18 protein-coding genes are annotated in these 15,791 nt (G+C 58.8%); 11 read left to right on the forward strand and 7 right to left on the reverse strand.

Annotated elements, in window-relative coordinates:
* Positions 1–35 precede the first annotated feature (35 nt).
* The 4 genes from BJ885_RS01415 to BJ885_RS23235 all read left to right on the forward strand — a co-directional run bounded on the left by BJ885_RS01415 (position 36) and on the right by BJ885_RS23235 (position 3,582).
* Positions 36–2,018: an FUSC family protein gene (locus BJ885_RS01415; RefSeq protein WP_121931017.1), complete on the forward strand. Its 1,983-nt coding sequence runs from the start codon at positions 36–38 to the stop codon at positions 2,016–2,018.
* Positions 2,011–2,226 carry a DUF1656 domain-containing protein gene (locus tag BJ885_RS01420; RefSeq protein ID WP_048976666.1) on the forward strand — a complete coding sequence of 72 codons (216 nt, stop codon included), beginning with the start codon at positions 2,011–2,013 and terminating at the stop codon, positions 2,224–2,226. The genes BJ885_RS01415 and BJ885_RS01420 overlap by 8 nt, the downstream gene beginning before the upstream one ends.
* Positions 2,223–3,086 (forward strand): HlyD family secretion protein, encoded by an 864-nt coding sequence (locus BJ885_RS01425; RefSeq protein WP_121931018.1) that lies wholly within the window; start codon positions 2,223–2,225, stop codon positions 3,084–3,086. Before BJ885_RS01420 ends, BJ885_RS01425 begins: the two co-directional genes overlap by 4 nt.
* Before the next feature lie 112 nt (positions 3,087–3,198).
* Positions 3,199–3,582, forward strand: a complete 384-nt coding sequence (locus BJ885_RS23235; RefSeq protein ID WP_166642351.1) for a SecDF P1 head subdomain-containing protein — start codon at positions 3,199–3,201, stop codon at positions 3,580–3,582.
* 167 nt (positions 3,583–3,749) lie between these two features.
* Here the strand turns inward: BJ885_RS23235 and BJ885_RS01435 are convergent, their stop codons facing one another.
* Complete coding sequence (locus BJ885_RS01435; RefSeq protein ID WP_047648477.1) at positions 3,750–4,205, reverse strand: hypothetical protein; 456 nt, start codon at positions 4,203–4,205, stop codon at positions 3,750–3,752.
* A 641-nt stretch (positions 4,206–4,846) separates the two neighbouring features.
* Between BJ885_RS01435 and cspA the strand changes: the two genes are divergently transcribed.
* Positions 4,847–5,059, forward strand: a complete 213-nt coding sequence (gene cspA / locus BJ885_RS01440) for an RNA chaperone/antiterminator CspA (protein ID WP_022647355.1) — start codon at positions 4,847–4,849, stop codon at positions 5,057–5,059.
* 309 nt (positions 5,060–5,368) lie between these two features.
* Here the strand turns inward: cspA and BJ885_RS01445 are convergent, their stop codons facing one another.
* Positions 5,369–5,959 carry a hypothetical protein gene (locus BJ885_RS01445; protein WP_121931020.1) on the reverse strand — a complete coding sequence of 197 codons (591 nt, stop codon included), beginning with the start codon at positions 5,957–5,959 and terminating at the stop codon, positions 5,369–5,371.
* Between the two features lie 205 nt (positions 5,960–6,164).
* Between BJ885_RS01445 and BJ885_RS01450 the strand changes: the two genes are divergently transcribed.
* Both BJ885_RS01450 and BJ885_RS01455 read left to right on the forward strand, forming a co-directional pair.
* Positions 6,165–6,983, forward strand: a complete 819-nt coding sequence (locus BJ885_RS01450; RefSeq protein WP_183128600.1) for an AraC family transcriptional regulator — start codon at positions 6,165–6,167, stop codon at positions 6,981–6,983.
* Positions 6,984–7,058: 75 nt separating this feature from the next.
* Complete coding sequence (locus tag BJ885_RS01455) at positions 7,059–7,421, forward strand: cupin domain-containing protein (RefSeq protein ID WP_047648474.1); 363 nt, start codon at positions 7,059–7,061, stop codon at positions 7,419–7,421.
* Positions 7,422–7,495: 74 nt separating this feature from the next.
* Here the strand turns inward: BJ885_RS01455 and BJ885_RS01460 are convergent, their stop codons facing one another.
* Positions 7,496–8,377, reverse strand: a complete 882-nt coding sequence (locus tag BJ885_RS01460) for a LysR family transcriptional regulator (RefSeq protein ID WP_121931022.1) — start codon at positions 8,375–8,377, stop codon at positions 7,496–7,498.
* Positions 8,378–8,482: 105 nt separating this feature from the next.
* On the opposite strand from BJ885_RS01460, the gene budA reads away from it, so the two are divergent.
* The 4 genes from budA (at position 8,483) to BJ885_RS01480 (ending at position 12,351) form a co-directional block, all read left to right on the forward strand.
* A complete protein-coding gene (budA, locus tag BJ885_RS01465; RefSeq protein ID WP_023310680.1) occupies positions 8,483–9,262 on the forward strand; it encodes an acetolactate decarboxylase in 780 nt (259 codons plus the stop codon).
* On the forward strand, positions 9,234–10,955 hold the full coding sequence (gene alsS, locus BJ885_RS01470; RefSeq protein WP_265096575.1) for an acetolactate synthase AlsS: 1,722 nt from the start codon (positions 9,234–9,236) through the stop codon (positions 10,953–10,955). Before budA ends, alsS begins: the two co-directional genes overlap by 29 nt.
* 20 nt (positions 10,956–10,975) lie before the next feature.
* Complete coding sequence (locus tag BJ885_RS01475; protein WP_024906954.1) at positions 10,976–11,746, forward strand: (S)-acetoin forming diacetyl reductase; 771 nt, start codon at positions 10,976–10,978, stop codon at positions 11,744–11,746.
* Positions 11,747–11,877: 131 nt separating this feature from the next.
* Positions 11,878–12,351 (forward strand): cold-shock protein, encoded by a 474-nt coding sequence (locus BJ885_RS01480; protein ID WP_029741637.1) that lies wholly within the window; start codon positions 11,878–11,880, stop codon positions 12,349–12,351.
* 68 nt (positions 12,352–12,419) lie between these two features.
* On the opposite strand, the gene BJ885_RS01485 is transcribed toward BJ885_RS01480, so the two are convergent.
* Genes BJ885_RS01485 through BJ885_RS01500 form a run of 4 tightly spaced genes read right to left on the reverse strand, consistent with a single transcriptional unit; the run spans position 12,420 to position 15,786 of the window.
* Complete coding sequence (locus tag BJ885_RS01485) at positions 12,420–13,124, reverse strand: ABC transporter ATP-binding protein (protein WP_121931023.1); 705 nt, start codon at positions 13,122–13,124, stop codon at positions 12,420–12,422.
* Positions 13,111–13,947: an ABC transporter ATP-binding protein gene (locus tag BJ885_RS01490; RefSeq protein ID WP_121931024.1), complete on the reverse strand. Its 837-nt coding sequence runs from the start codon at positions 13,945–13,947 to the stop codon at positions 13,111–13,113. The genes BJ885_RS01485 and BJ885_RS01490 overlap by 14 nt, the downstream gene beginning before the upstream one ends.
* Positions 13,940–14,773 carry an ABC transporter permease gene (locus tag BJ885_RS01495; protein ID WP_121931025.1) on the reverse strand — a complete coding sequence of 278 codons (834 nt, stop codon included), beginning with the start codon at positions 14,771–14,773 and terminating at the stop codon, positions 13,940–13,942. The genes BJ885_RS01490 and BJ885_RS01495 overlap by 8 nt, the downstream gene beginning before the upstream one ends.
* The gene (locus BJ885_RS01500; protein WP_121931026.1) at positions 14,773–15,786 is read right to left on the reverse strand and encodes an ABC transporter permease; all 1,014 of its coding nucleotides are present in this window, start codon (positions 15,784–15,786) and stop codon (positions 14,773–14,775) included. The genes BJ885_RS01495 and BJ885_RS01500 overlap by 1 nt, the downstream gene beginning before the upstream one ends.
* Between the last annotated feature and the right edge of the window lie 5 nt (positions 15,787–15,791).

The following is a 15,791-nucleotide window of genomic DNA, read 5'->3' on the forward strand; positions in this document are numbered from 1 at the left end:
TTTAAGCGGGTCTGCAAGCCGGTAATAATCCCGGCATGAAAAACATCTTCTCTCATCCCGTGCGTATCCCCGCCGTGCTGCGAAACGATGCGGGCGCGCTGATCTACTCTGCAAAGAGTTTTGCCGCGGCGATGCTGGCTTATTACCTCGCGCTGTCGATCGGTCTTGAGCGTCCCTCGTGGGCCATTATTACGGTTTACATCGTGTCGCAGACGTCGGTCGGGGCATCGCTGAGCAGAAGCCTCTACCGGCTGGCCGGTACCGTGGCGGGTGCCAGCGCGACCGTTGTGATTGTGCCTGCCTTCGCGAATACGCCAGTCCTGTGCAGCGCGGTGCTGACGGGCTGGATCGTATTCTGTCTGTGGCTCTCCCTGCTGGAACGAACGCCCCGGGCTTACGCCTTTGTGCTGGCAGGCTACACCGCGAGCCTGATTGGTTTTCCCGCGGTGTCCGATCCCGGCGGGATCTTTAACGTCGCCATCGTTCGCGTGCAGGAGATCGCGATTGGGATTTTCTGCGCGGCGCTGATTCACCGCTACGTGCTGCCCGCACGCGTATCAGAGCTGTTCAACGCTAAATTATCTCAGACGTTACAGGCCGCTCGCGGGCGGGTGGCGGATACCTTAGCAGGTAAACCCGACGCGGCTTCCGGCCCGCTGCATCTGGCCCTGGCGCTGCAGTTCCTGCAGGGCATCAGCCACCATATTCCGTATGATTTTGCCCTTTCAGCCCCGGTGCGGCAGGCCAGAAAAGCGATTCACGACCGGCTGGCGCGGCTGGTTATCGTCAACTGTGAACTACACGATCGCTTGCCAGCGATCGGAAACCTGCCCGCCGACGCGCAGGCGTTGCTGGAGGACGTTCAGGCCTGGCTTGCCGCTGAAGGCGCTGGTGCCAGCAGCACGGCAGAGGCGCTGCGGCTCCGCTGTGCGCTTCTCATCGATCGGTTTGCCGCGCAGGCGCAGTCGTTTGACGACGCGCTGCAGGTCAGTTTTATCCGCTACCTCTCGGAGGCTATCGCGCTTCTGCAGCAGTGCGAGCGTCTTTCCGGGGCCATACTCCACGCCAAACCCGTCTTTGGGGAGATGCAAACCCGCGCGGCGAAAGGCTACGTTTTCCACCGCGATCCTCTTACCGCCGCCCGCACGGCGCTGGGGGCTTTCGCCATCATCCTGAGTGGATGCCTGGTCTGGATCTTCTCAGCGTGGCCGGACGGCGGGACGGCGGTTTCGATACTCGGCGTCTGCTGCACGCTGTTTGGCAGCTTCGACACGCCGGCACCGCACATCGTGAAATACATCATTGGCTCATTCTGGGGCGTGGTCATTAGCCTGTTCTACAGCTTTGCGCTGCTGCCGCTGGTGAGCGATTTCCCGGTGCTGGCGGCGGTGCTTGCCCCGGCGTATCTGTTGGCCGGGTCGCTTCAGGCGCGTCCGCCCACCACGTTTATGGCGATGGGCATCACCCTGACGCTGCCCATTCTGTGCGAGCTGGGGGCGCACTACAGCGGAGACTTCGCCGTTGCGGTCAACACCGCCATCGCGCTCTTTGCCGCGACCGGCTTTGCCGTCATCAGCATGAGCCTGCTGCAAACCGTGCAGGCGGATGGCGCCATCACGCGTCTGCTGAAACTCTGCCAGCGCGACATTCGCCGCAGCGTGAAGGGCACGATGCGGGTTGATGAAACGTACTGGATCAACCTGATGATGGACCGAACCGCCCTGTTGCTGCCGCGCCTGCAGCGCAGCGAGCGTGCGCCAGAGCAGGCGCTCGATCGGCTATTACACGCGCTGCGTCTGGGGCTGGCGGTCATGCATTTACGCCGCAGTGACGCGCCGCCCGGCAGGGAGGTTGACGCGCTTTTTGAACAGATAAACACCGCAGACCGCCACGCCTTGCGCGAACGCATCGCTGCCCTTATCGAGCGCCATCTGCCTGCGGCAGATGAACACGCTCGCCAGTTTGTCTTCAGGCTGGTGGATCTGCACTGCGCATTACGGGGGCCAGACCATGGTTAACGATCTCAATATCGGCGGGGTTTTTATTCCGGGGCTGCTGATGGTCGCCCTCGCGGCGCTGGTCTGCACGCTGGGCCTCGTCGCGCTGTTCTCGCTCAGCAGGCTCTACCGGCGCTTGCCGTTTCGCCCGCTGATGGATGTTTCAACCTGGATCGTCACCTTTTTCCTGCTGATGCAGGGCCTGATCGCGTTGGGGTTATTGTCATGAAATCACTGCTCTCTTTACTGGCTCGCTATGCGCTGACCTTAAGCGCGGCCGTGGCGGCCACGCTTCTGGCCTTTATGATGTGGAAACACTACGCACAAACGCCGTGGACTCGCGACGGCCGCGTGCGGGCGGACGTGGTGCAGATTGCGCCGGACGTCTCCGGGCCGGTCATCAGCGTGGCCGTGCGTGACAATCAGTGGGTGAACCGGGGCGATGTGCTTTACACCATCGATCCGCGCTGGCTTAAGCTGGCGGTGGTCAGCGCGCAGGCGGACGTCGAGTCGAAACGCCATGAGATGCTGATGCGCCAGGACGCGGCCCATCGCCGCACCCTGATTAAAAACGCCATCTCGAGCGAGGATTTGCAGCAAACCGGCAGCGCGGCGAACGTCGCGGCGGCCAATTATCACGGCGCGCTGGCCGCGCTGGATCTGGCAGAGCTGAATCTGGCGCACGCCACCGTGCGCGCGCCGGTCTCGGGGTACGTCACGCACCTGCGGCTTCGCCCCGGAGACTACGCGACGGCGGGGGAGACAAAGGTCGCCATCGTCGATGCCCACAGCTTCTGGGTGGTGGGGTACTTTGAGGAGACCAAGCTGCGCCATATTCGCGTCGGGGATGCCGCACAGGTGATGCTGATGGGCTACGAGCCGGTCATCACGGGCCACGTGGAGAGCATCGGGCATGGGATCGGGGACAGCAACGATGAGGCGGGCGGGCTGGGTCTGCCCGACGTCGAGCCCACCTTTAGCTGGGTGCGGCTGGCGCAGCGCGTGCCGGTGCGCATTCATATCGACAGGTTACCGGAGGGCGTTGAGCTGGTGGCGGGGCTGTCGGCGAGCGTGGCGGTGGGGGGATAGGGAGGGGGATAAAAGTGAATATGAATGTCTGTGTTGTGCCAGAAGCGAACGTTGATAACGTTGAGATATGTTAATTTATGCGGAGCAGGTCAACAAATAAAAGGAGAAGAAGATGCAAATCAAGTTTGGGGTGTTGTTACTCGTGGTGCTTGTTCCATTGACATCAACTGCAGCAAAAGGGAGTTTTGTTTTTTCGGTCGGTAATGAGAAAACTTCGTTTGACTCTGGATGTGTAAAGTCAATTGATTATGTAGAGAAGGATGAGACAGGTGCAGAGAATTTAGTATTTAGATTTTCCGATGAATGTGGCAAAAGGTTGTCGGACATGACCCGACAGAATATCGGAAAGCATATGACCATCGCCTACGATGATAATAAAATTACTTCCGCTATGATTGCCTCGCGCCTGAGTACCAGTTTCAGAATATCCACAAAAGACATACCAAGAATAATGTTAATGCAAATACTTAATGATTATGATGGTGTTCGTGATTAACCAGAAAAAAGCGGCAAATAATAATTTATTTGGCAATGTAAAAGTCATTCATAAATACAATTTCCGCTCTTCGCTCTTAACGGACATTCAACAAACAACTCTGTACTTTGAGTAAGGCCGAAATCCTGCTTCTAACCTCGAAGAATTCCGGCCTTCAGTCACCCGCCTCAGTGCGCCTGGATATAAGGCTCCTTCACAAACTCAGCCAACAGCCAGACTATATCATGCACAAGCCCGGTGAGTTCTTTCGCCACGCTCGCAGGCAATGTCCCGCCCATCACCGCCAGCGTTAACGCCACGGCATAGTCCACCTGCAGCGTCGTCTCTTGCCAGCAGTCGGGCACGCAGGAAGCAATCTTTTCCCCCGCAATCAGTTGTTCAACCAGATGCGAAGGCAGCTCGGCATCGCAGCACTCCCGCAGCCGCTTCAGCGCAACCAGCAATCGCGTACAGAGCGTGGCAAACGTCACTGCGTCGTCAGTCTCCACCAGCACGCTTACATACGCAGTGCAGGCGTCGGCCAGCTCGAAAAGATCCGCGGAATCGGAAATTGAAGTGCTGATGAGGTGATGAACTGCGCTTTCCTCAGAGAGCGCGTAAGAAAATCCAGGGGTAGTCGCCATTTAGCATCCTCTTTGTCTAAAAAAACGTCATGTTATGCTAACGGGTTCCTACGCCCGGTTACGGATGTGCCGCAACGCAGGCACTTTACGGCGGCGAAAAAGGGAAGGAAAGGGATAACCCTGAGTTACATAAGGTTGCTTGAAAGTTTGCGAGGCGGCTTCCAGAAGGGCATTGCCGGGTGGCGGCTACGCCTTACCCGGCCTGCAAAACCGTCAACCTACCCGCGACACGAACCGTAGGCCCGCGCAAGCGCAGCGCCGCCGGGCACAGCTTGCACCGCTGTTACTCCTTATGCAGACCTTTTCATTTTGAGTAACCTTTTGTACTCACGTCTGCGTCGCCAGGGAAAATGTCCCCCCGCCGAACCGATGTCTGGCACCGCGAGCAGCCATCCGGGCGTTTAAATGGTTAAAATAAATAATAATAATCATTGCGCAATAAATTTCGCTGTGTCTTAATAGCGTCATCGGTTTGGAATACAGACCTTATGAAAGCAGTTTTAGTAAAGCAGTCCTCAGTTCAGGTGTTATCCATAGATACTCCTTCTTCGTGAGCCTCCTCCTAAGTGCCAAATAAGTAACTCTCGAAATACAGGCCATCATCGCCGCGTTTAAGTGGCTCATAAATTAAGGATTTATCTATGTCTAATAAAATGACTGGTTTAGTAAAATGGTTCAACGCAGATAAAGGTTTTGGCTTTATCACCCCTGACGACGGCAGCAAAGATGTATTCGTACACTTCTCAGCTATTCAGAGCGACAATTTCAAAACGCTTGATGAAGGTCAGAAAGTTTCCTTTACCATTGAGAATGGCGCAAAAGGTCCTGCAGCTGGAAATGTTTCTCCACTGTAACCCGCGCTAAATATCAGTGTGGCGTACGATAGCGATGAAGACGATAGTCCGAGCAGTTAAGCTGTACTGATAAAAATTAACCCGCACCTGTGCGGGTTTTTTATTTTTAAAGGGTAATGGTGCCTGAGTTTTATATGGCAGCCTGCCCATATTCCCTTCAAATTAAGCCTCAAAATCCGCTTCACCGTTCGCGAGTGTTCAAAACGCCGTCAGCAGCATTTACAGCAAATGCGCCGAGTATGAGCAAAAGTGTGAAAACTCGTATAGTCATCAAAACCTCCAGTGTTCAGGGCATTTCACAGGAATCCCTCACTTCTGATTTTCAACATGCGACCTGACAGCCTCCAGCGTCCTTTTACGGATCCAGCCGCTCCCTGCCCGTATTGCCAGCCAGTAGGCCGCCATTTTGAGTTGAGTACGTTTGTCCGGACAATAGACGAAGGTCTCAGTACAGAGTTCATGTTGACCTGGCGCCAGTTCCGCTACCTGGTAGCGCAGCAACAGTTTTGCGCTGCCCGGTGCGGAGGGTGCCTGAAAAGCAATCGCGTCGGGCGCGTTTTCCAGACCGAAATCTATCCGCCAGAATTGCCCTCTTAAGCCATAGCAGAGCTCGGATGCTGAGCTTTTCAACAGAGTAAAACTGTGCAGCCCAAAGTTGCCCGTCGAGTTAGCCTGCTGATTGAGCAGAAATTTCTGCGGTAATTTCCGCAAAGACATCAGCCGCCGAATTACGGGGTCTTGCTGGACGTCAAAGCTTGCAATCAACGGCAGAATATTTTCAGGCCTGGAAGTGTGAATGACCGCTCGATGTTTCTCATGGAACTGAAACTGGGGTAAAAAAGCAGGAACATCCCGCCAGAGAGCAAGTGCTTTGCGGGTAACGAATCCGGGGTTTAGCATTTCACTTCCTTGTCATCCTTTGCACTCTGTCAGAGTAACAGATGGCATGCTGCAGACAATTACCAGGAAAACGTAGTACTGAAGCGTGCATCAATAAAACAGCAAAGTCCTGGATCCGACCCCGCGTTGCCTGCAACGACTTTCCAAACCGCACCCGATGCGTTTATGGTGTTGTTTCACCCTTGCAGGGCATCAGGTGTCATATATGTCGAAGGCAAAAGCCAACAAAGACTGGGTCAGACTGGCGCAACAACCCGGGAAAATAGAGCGCATAGAGGCGTATTTCAGCGGGCATGGCTATGAACCGCATCGTCACGACACTTACGCCATAGGCCGGACCTTATCCGGGGTGCAGAGTTTTCACTATCGGGGAAGTAAACAACATAGCCTGCCGGGCGGGACAATGGTCCTGCACCCTGACGAAATACATGACGGAGAGGCGGGAACGAACGACGGATTCCAGTATCGGATGCTGTATATCGATCCGGCGCTCATTCAAAAAATCCTGGGCGGAAAGCCTTTGCCGTTTATTCCTGGCGGGATTTCATCCGATCCCCGGCTTTTTGCAGCGACCGAACCGCTGTTAAAAGCACCGGAAGAATCTTTCGATACGCTGGAAGAAGACGATGCGCTCTACGATCTCGCCCACACGCTGGCCGTCGTCGGAGGACAACGTTTTCGCCGAAACCTGGTGGATTATCAATCAGCAGAACGCGCGCGCGAATATATACACACTGAATTCATTCACAACATTAAGCTGGATACCTTATCCGCCGTCAGTGGCAGAGATCGCTGGAGCCTGAGCCGGGATTTCCGTGCGCTTTATGGAACGAGTCCTTATCGCTACGTGACCATGCGTCGACTTGAATACTGTCGACGCCTGATTCAGGCGGGCCTGTCGCTTGCTGAGGCTGCCGCTACTGCGGGGTTTTCAGATCAAAGTCACATGACTCGTCAGTTCATCAAAACGTTGGGTATGTCGCCGGGGCGCTGGCAAAAATTCATCAAAGGTCATCCTGCCTGATTTGCACGATCGTTCAAGACCGGCACTTCGGCCTTATTCTATCCTGGACGCTTCTCAACCATAGGAAGTGTCACAATGTATAGTCCTGTTAATTTAGACAATAAATTCTCTCTCTTCGACGCGCACTGGCAGCCGAAAGTCATCGCCCAGATGAATGACTATCAGTTTAAAATCGTCAAAATATCGGGTGATTTTATATGGCACGCGCACCCTGAAACCGATGAGGCATTCATCGTGGTCGAGGGCGTGTTACGTATTGATTTTCGTGACGGACATGTGCTCGTCAATCCAGGAGAAATGTACGTTGTGCCGAAAGGCGTTGAACATAAAACGTCTGCTGAATCAACGGTAAAAATGATGATGATAGAACCTTGTGGGGTCCTGAATACCGGACACGAAGGCGGGGAGCGCACCGCAGAGAACGACGTCTGGATTTGACGACGGGGGCTATGTTGCCGGGTGGCGTCTGCGCCTTACCCGGCCTACAAAAAACCATCCCCCCTGTATTGCCGCTACCCCTCGCTCATCATCATCAAAAACCGCTTCACCGTCCGCGAGCGTTCAAAGCGCCGCCAGCAGAGCGCGATATCGGTATAAAGCTCCGGCGAGCTCAGCGCGTGATAGGTGACATTCGGCGGTGAAATGGCCGCCATGGATTTGGGTACCAGCGCGAACCCGCCGCCCGCGGAGACCATGCTCAGGGAGGAGGAAAGCTGCGACGACTGCAGCGCGTGCTGTACGTCAATCCCGGCCCGCTCGCAGCAGCCGTGAACCCGTTCGTACAGCCCCGGCGCGACCTCCTGCGGAAACAACACCACCGGCGTATCCCGAAGCTGCTCTAACGCCAGTGATTCGCACGCCGCCAGCGGATGATCGCGATGCAGCGCCACCACCATCGGCTCCCGGTCGAGGATTTTTAACTCGAACGCCTTGCTGCTCTCGCACGGCAGGCGCACGAAGGCAATATCCAGTTCACCCTCCGCCAGCATCGTCGTCAGCGACGACATATTGGCTTCCACCTGGTGAACCTGCACCGCCATGTTCTGGACCTGAAACTGGCGGATCAGCGCGAAAATTTTGGGATGAAAAGCGTCGGAGCTGGTGATGCCAATCGACAGATTGCCGTTCAGCCCGCGCGCGATGCCGCGGGCCTTCTCCAGCGCGGCGTCGCTCAGCGCCAGGATCTTGCAGGCGTCTTCGTAGAAGGCTTCTCCCGCTTCGGTCAGCTCCACGCCCCGCGTCAGGCGTCTGAACAGCGGCGTGCCCACTTCCTCTTCGAGCCGTTTGATCTGCTGACTCAGAGGAGGCTGTGAAATACCCAGCGCTTCGGCCGCCCTGGTGAAGTGTCGCTCGCGTGCAACCGCGACAAAATACCGCAGATAACGAAGTTCCATATCTAAAACGTCTCAAACCAGCATGGTTTCTATATTGGAACTCTCTGCTGAATCGGGTCAACATTTATTTAACCTTTCTAAATAAAGTTGAAGAGGACGAGCACGATGATGCATTCATCTGCCTGCGACTGTGAGGCCAGCCTGTGCGAGACCCTGCGGGGATTCTCCGCCCAGCATCCTGACAGCGTGATCTATCAGACATCGCTAATGAGCGCCCTGCTAAGCGGCGTGTACGAAGGAGAGACCACCATCGCCGATCTGCTGGCACACGGTGATTTTGGTCTGGGTACCTTCAACGAGCTGGACGGTGAAATGATTGCCTTCAGCAGCCAGGTGTACCAGCTGCGCGCCGACGGCAGCGCCCGGGCCGCGAAGCCGGAGCAGAAAACGCCGTTCGCGGTGATGACCTGGTTCCAGCCGCAGTACCGCAAAACCTTCGATGCACCGGTCAGCCGTCAGCAGATCCACGACGTCATCGACCAGCAGATCCCCTCCGACAACCTGTTCTGCGCGCTGCGCATCGACGGCAACTTCCGCCACGCCCACACCCGCACGGTACCGCGCCAGAAGCCGCCGTACCGCGCGATGACCGACGTGCTGGACGACCAGCCGGTGTTCCGCTTTAACCAGCGCGAAGGGGTGCTGGTCGGGTTCCGCACGCCGCAGCATATGCAGGGCATTAACGTGGCCGGCTATCACGAGCATTTCATCACCGACGACCGTCAGGGCGGGGGCCATCTGCTCGACTACCAGCTGGAGAGCGGCGTGCTCACCTTCGGTGAAATTCACAAGCTGATGATTGACCTGCCCGCCGACAGCGCGTTCTTACAGGCCAACCTTCACCCCAGCAATCTTGATGCAGCGATCCGTTCCGTCGAAAACTAACAGGAGAACTACCGTGAACAGTGAGAAACAGTCACGTCAGTGGGCGCACGGCGCCGATATGGTTGTCGGCCAGCTGGAAGCGCAGGGCGTGAAGCAGGTGTTCGGGATCCCGGGTGCGAAAATCGACAAGGTCTTTGACTCCCTGCTGGACTCCTCCATTGAGATTATCCCGGTGCGCCACGAGGCCAACGCGGCGTTTATGGCGGCGGCGGTAGGGCGGCTGACCGGCAAGGCCGGGGTGGCGCTGGTCACTTCCGGGCCGGGCTGTTCCAACCTGATCACCGGCATCGCTACCGCCAACAGCGAGGGCGACCCGGTAGTGGCGCTGGGCGGGGCGGTGAAGCGGGCGGATAAAGCGAAGCTGGTGCACCAGAGCATGGACACCGTTGCCATGTTCAGCCCTGTTACCAAATACGCCGTGGAGGTCAGTTCGCCGGACGCGATTGCCGAGGTGGTATCGAACGCGTTTCGCGCTGCCGAGCACGGCAGGCCGGGGGGCGCGTTCGTCAGCCTGCCGCAGGATATCGTCGACCAGCCCGCGACGGGCGCGATTTTACCCGCCAGCGGCCCCGCGCTGATGGGCCCGGCACCGGAATCCGCCATCAACGACGTGGCGAAGCTTATCGAAAAGGCCAAAAATCCGGTCATCTTACTCGGCCTGATGGCCAGCCAGCCCGCGAACAGCGCCGCGCTGCGCAAGCTGCTGGAGAAAAGCCGCATTCCGGTGACCAGCACCTATCAGGCCGCCGGGGCGGTAAACCAGGAGCACTTCACCCGCTTCGCCGGACGCGTCGGTCTGTTCAATAACCAGGCGGGCGACCGGCTGCTGCATCTGGCGGATCTGATTATCTGCATCGGCTACAGCCCGGTGGAGTACGAGCCGTCCATGTGGAACAGCGGCGACGCGACGCTGGTGCACATCGATGTGCTGCCCGCCTATGAAGAGCGTAACTACGTGCCGGATCTGGAGCTGGTGGGGGACATCGCCGAAACGCTGAACCTGCTCGCTAACCGTATCGACCGTAAGCTCGAGCTGAGCCAGCGGGCCTCCGAAATTCTGGTCGATCGCCAGCATCAGCGCGATCTGCTCGATCGCCGCGGCGCCTCGCTCAACCAGTTTGCCCTGCACCCGCTGCGCATCGTGCGCGCCATGCAGGACATTGTGAATAACGACGTGACGCTCACCGTCGACATGGGCAGCTTCCACATCTGGATCGCCCGCTACCTCTACAGCTTCCGGGCGCGTCAGGTGATGATCTCCAACGGTCAGCAGACCATGGGCGTCGCGCTGCCGTGGGCGATTGGCGCGTGGCTGGTGAATCCGGGCCGCAAGGTGGTATCGGTCTCCGGCGACGGCGGCTTCCTGCAGTCGAGCATGGAGCTGGAAACCGCGGTGCGCCTCAACGCCAACGTGCTGCACATCATCTGGGTGGATAACGCCTACAACATGGTGGCGATTCAGGAAGAGAAAAAATACCAGCGCCTCTCCGGCGTCGAGTTCGGCCCGGTCGATTTCAAAGCGTATGCCGACGCCTTCGGTGCGAAAGGCTTTGCCGTAGAGAGCGCCGAGGCGCTTGAGCCGACGCTGCGTGCGGCGATGGATGTGGATGGCCCGGCCGTGGTGGCCATTCCCGTCGACTACAGCGATAACCCGCTGCTGATGGGCCAGCTCCATCTCAGCCAGATTTTGTGACTCACGATAAGGACAGAGAAATGCAAAAAGTTGCTCTCGTAACAGGCTCAGGCCAGGGGATTGGTAAAGCGATCGCGCTTCGCCTGGTGAAAGACGGTTTTGCCGTCGCCATCGCCGACTATAACGTTGAGACGGCAAGAGCCGTCGCCGATGAAATCATCCGTAACGGCGGTAACGCCGTCGCCGTGAAGGTCGATGTCTCTGACCGCGAACAGGTATTTGCTGCGGTGGAGAAAGCGCGCACCGCGCTGGGCGGCTTTAACGTTATCGTGAATAACGCCGGGATTGCGCCGTCTACCCCCATCGAATCCATCACGCCGGACATTGTCGACAAGGTTTACAACATCAATGTGAAAGGGGTGATCTGGGGGATCCAGGCCGCGATTGACGCCTTCCGCAAAGAGGGGCATGGCGGCAAGATCATCAACGCCTGCTCCCAGGCGGGCCACACCGGCAACCCTGAACTGGCGGTCTACAGTTCCAGCAAGTTCGCGGTGCGCGGCTTAACCCAGACCGCGGCACGGGATCTCGCGCCGCTGGGGATCACCGTTAACGCCTACTGCCCTGGTATCGTCAAAACGCCGATGTGGGCGGAAATCGACCGTCAGGTCTCCGAGGCGGCGGGTAAACCGCTCGGCTACGGGACTGAAACCTTTGCCAAACGCATTACGCTTGGCCGTCTGTCCGAGCCGGAAGATGTGGCCGCCTGCGTCTCATACCTGGCAGGCCCGGATTCCGACTACATGACCGGCCAGTCGCTCTTAATTGATGGTGGAATGGTGTTTAATTAAATTCTAATAAGCTCTGACATGAGTTTTCCCCTGCACCCGTGCAGGGGCTTTTTTTTGTCTCCTCCGTCATTGTGCATTACACTGCGCGCTGCAAAACTTTAGTCATTACGATCTGACAGGCGGTAACAGCGATGAACGGTACAATCACAACGTGGTTTAAAGATAAAGGCTTTGGATTTATCAAAGATGAAAACGGCGACAACCGCTATTTTCATGTGATTAAGGTCGCGAACCCCGATCTGATTAAGAAAGATGCCGCGGTGACCTTTGAGCCAACCACCAACAACAAAGGCCTTTCCGCCTATGCGGTGAAGGTGATCCCCGAAAGCAAACATCTCTTTATTGCGGGCGAGCGCGTGAAGCTCACCTCCATCAAATCCTTCGTGGTGTTTAACGAAGAAGAGCCGGCTGATACCAAAATCGACAAAGAGAACGCGGTGCTGTCGGTTGGACTGCTGATGAACAGCATCAAGCCGAAATCCGAGAAAAAGCCGGGCGAAATGCGCACGGTGAAGAAGCTGGCGATCACCACCTTCCAGAATACGACGCTGATCTTCACCGAAGATGAGATCGACATTGATGCCACGGTGAAGCTGCTTAAGTAACGTTTTGCCGGGTGGCGGCTACGCCTTACCCGGCCTACGAAACCCGCGCGGCGCTCGCCGCCACGCGGTTATCCCATCCGGTGCTCGCCCCGCAACATCGCCTCGCGGTCAAACACCCTCTGGATCTCCCCGTGCGCCATAAACGCCGCCCGGTCGGACATATGCGCAATCACGTCCGCGTCGTGGCTCACCAGCAGGTAGGTCATGCCGTGCTCGGCCTTCAGGCGATTGAGCAGGTTCAGGATCTCCGCCTGCACCGACATATCCAGCGCCGAGGTCGGCTCGTCCAGCAGCAGAAGCTGCGGGCGCAGCAGCAGCGCGCGGGCAATCGCCACGCGCTGGCGCTGGCCGCCGGAAAGCTGATGCGGATAACGCTTGCCCGCCTCAGCGGAAAGCCCCACCTGCTGCAGCGCATCCGCCACCTTTTCGGCAATCTGCGTTTCGCCGTGGATGTGTAACGGCTCCGACAGGGTGCGCGCAACGGTGTGATTCGGGTGCAGCGACGCCCACGGATCCTGAAACACCATCTGCACGTTGCGGCGAAGCTCGCCTTCAAAACGCCGCCCAGGCCGTAGCGCGTCTCCCAGGATCGAAATGCGGCCGTTCCACTCGCGCTGCAATCCCGCCAGCACGCGCAGAATAGTCGATTTCCCGCAGCCGGATTCGCCGATCAGGCTGAAGGTTTCGCCTTTCTCGATGGCAAAGCTGGCGGCGGACACCGCCGTTTTCTCCCCGAAGCTCACCTGGAGATCCTTAACCTCAACGAGCGTCATTATCGGTCTCCTTCCACGGCTGCGTGCGGTCCAGCGTCGGCAGCATCTGGCCGAAGGTGTTGGCGTTTGGACGGCAGGTCCACAGGGTGCGGGTGTACGGGTGCGTCGCCTGGGGCAGCCGGTTCGCCGCCATCTCATCGACCTTCTCGCCCTGGTACATCACCAGCACGCGGTCACAGTGTTCCGCCACCAGCGGCAGATCGTGGCTGATTAACAGCATCGCCATCTGGCGCTCTTCGCTCTGCTGCACCAGCAGTTCGAGGATCTGGTTGCGCAGGCGGGCGTCCAGCGCGGAGGTGGGTTCGTCGGCAATCAGCACCTGCGGGTTGTTGATCAGCGCAATGGCAATCATCACCCGCTGGCCCATGCCGCCGGAGAGTTCGCCGGAGTAGCGCGTGAGGACATGTTCGTTGAGCCCGACGGCGCGGATAATGTCGTGAATGCGCGCCAGGCGCTCAGCGCGGGGCAGGCGCTGATGCAGGGTCAGCGCCTCATCAAGCTGAGCGGCGACGTTTTGCGCCGGATTAAGGGCGTAGCGCGGGTCCTGCAGGACCATCGCAATCCCGTTACCGCGCAGCGCCTGCCAGCGGCGGGTGCTCAGGGTCAGCAGGTCGTTGTCGAGCACGTTAAGCCGGTTCGCGCTCACGATGCCGGGCTTACGCACCAGCCCCATCAGGGCGCGGGCGGACATCGATTTGCCCGAGCCGGATTCCCCCACCAGCGCCAGCCGCTCGTTGCCCAGCGTGAAGCTCAGGCTGTTGACCACGCGCGCGGCGGGGTAGTCGATATTCAGCGCATCGACGATGACGCGTTGTTCAGTCATGCTGTGGCTCCAGTACGTCGCGCAGGCCATCGCCCAGCAGGTTAAAGGCCAGGCTGGCAAACAGAATCGCGCCGCCCGGAACGGCGGCAATCCACCACTGGTCGAAAATGACCTGCATACCGTCGGCAATCATCGCGCCCCATTCGGCCATTGGAGGGCGTGCGCCAAGGCCGAGGAAGCCCAGCCCGGCAGCCGCCAGAATAATGCCCGCCAGATCCAGCGCCAGCCGTACAATCGCGGACGGCAGGCACAGGGGCAGAATATGCCCGACCAGCAGGCGCAGCCCGCGAATGCCCATCATTTCGGCGGCGGCGAGATAGTCGCTGTGGCGCAGACGCTGGATCTCACTCCGCGCCTGCCGCGCGTAGGCGGGCCAGGTGGTTAAGGCCAGCGCCAGCGCGCCGTTGACCAGCCCCGGGCCAAGCATCGCCACAAACGCGAAGGCGAGGATCAGGCGCGGCATCGACATCACCACGTCGGTAAAGCGCATCAGGATGCGCTCCATCCAGCCGCCGTAGTAGCCGGACAAAATCCCCACCAGCAGCCCGGCGGGCAGGGTGATTACGGTGACTAACGCCACCAGCCCGAGCGCCGGACGGGTGCCGTAAATCAGGCGTGAAAGCAGGTCGCGCCCGTAGCTGTCGGTGCCCAGCCAGTGCTGGCTGTTCGGTGCCTGCAGGCGCGCGGCGGCGTCCTGCCAGTTCGGGTCAAGCGGCGCAAGCCACGGCGCGAACAGGGCGATAAGCACCAGCAGCGCGATGGCAATCAGCCCGCAAAACGCGGCGGGGGAGCGGCGCAGGCGGCGTAAGAAAAGATAAAACGGCATCAGCGCACCCTGGGATCGGTCGCCCGCACGAGCAGGTCGGTAAGGTTATTGATCAGCACAAAGCAGACGCCAATCAGCAGCGTGCCGCCCATAACGGCGGTGGTGTCTCCGGCGAACAGGGCGGTGGTGAGATAGCGCCCGATCCCCGGCCAGGAGAAGACGGTTTCGGTCAGTACCGCGCCTTCCAGCATGCTGGTGTAGGCGAGCGCAATCACCGTCAGCAGGGTGCCGCGAATGTTCGGCAGCACGTGGCGCAGCAGGATGGCCATCTCCCCGGCGCCCTTGGCGCGGGCAAGCAGGATGTACTCTTTGTTCATTTCGCTCAGGCAGGCGGATCGCGTCAGGCGGGTGATGCTCGCCAGCGAGTAATAGGCCAGCAGCAGCACCGGCAGCACCAGGTGGCTGAGGGCGTTGCGGAACGCCTCGCGATCGCCGGAAAGCCAGGTATCCACCAGCGCAAAGCCGGTGCGCGGCTCGACGGTGAACTGCCAGATATCGTCCAGCCTGCCGGGACCCGCGCTCCACTGCAGCTTCGCGTAGAACAGGGCCAGCATCAGCAGGCCGAGCCAGAAAATGGGCACCGAGTTGCCGAGCAGGGTGAGGGTTCTGATGGCGAGATCGAGCTGCGAACCGGCGTAGCGGGCGCACAGCACTCCGGCAATCACGCCGAGCACGGCACCGATGATTAAGGCCAGCGTCGCCAGCTCCAGCGTGGCGGGGAACGCGTGCAGCAGGTCCTGCAGCACCGGCTGACCGGTGGCGCTGGCCGTACCTAAATCACCGTGGGCAAGGTTTTGCAGGTAGTGCCAGAACTGCACGGGCAGGGGGCGATCCAGCCCAAGCTGGTGGCGAACCTGATCGTAGGTTGACTGGCTGGCGTGATCGCCCACGATCTGCAGCACGCGATCGACAGGTGAAAACGCCGACAGCGCAAACGTGACGAGCAGCAGCCCGAGGAGCGTGAGCAGCAGGGTCAGCAGACCCTGGAACACGCGGGTGGAAAGATGTGGCATGGGAA

Origin of the sequence: Enterobacter sp. WP_7_1, assembly GCF_003688535.1 — a bacterium.
In the GTDB taxonomy this organism is placed as follows: domain Bacteria; phylum Pseudomonadota; class Gammaproteobacteria; order Enterobacterales; family Enterobacteriaceae; genus Enterobacter; species Enterobacter asburiae.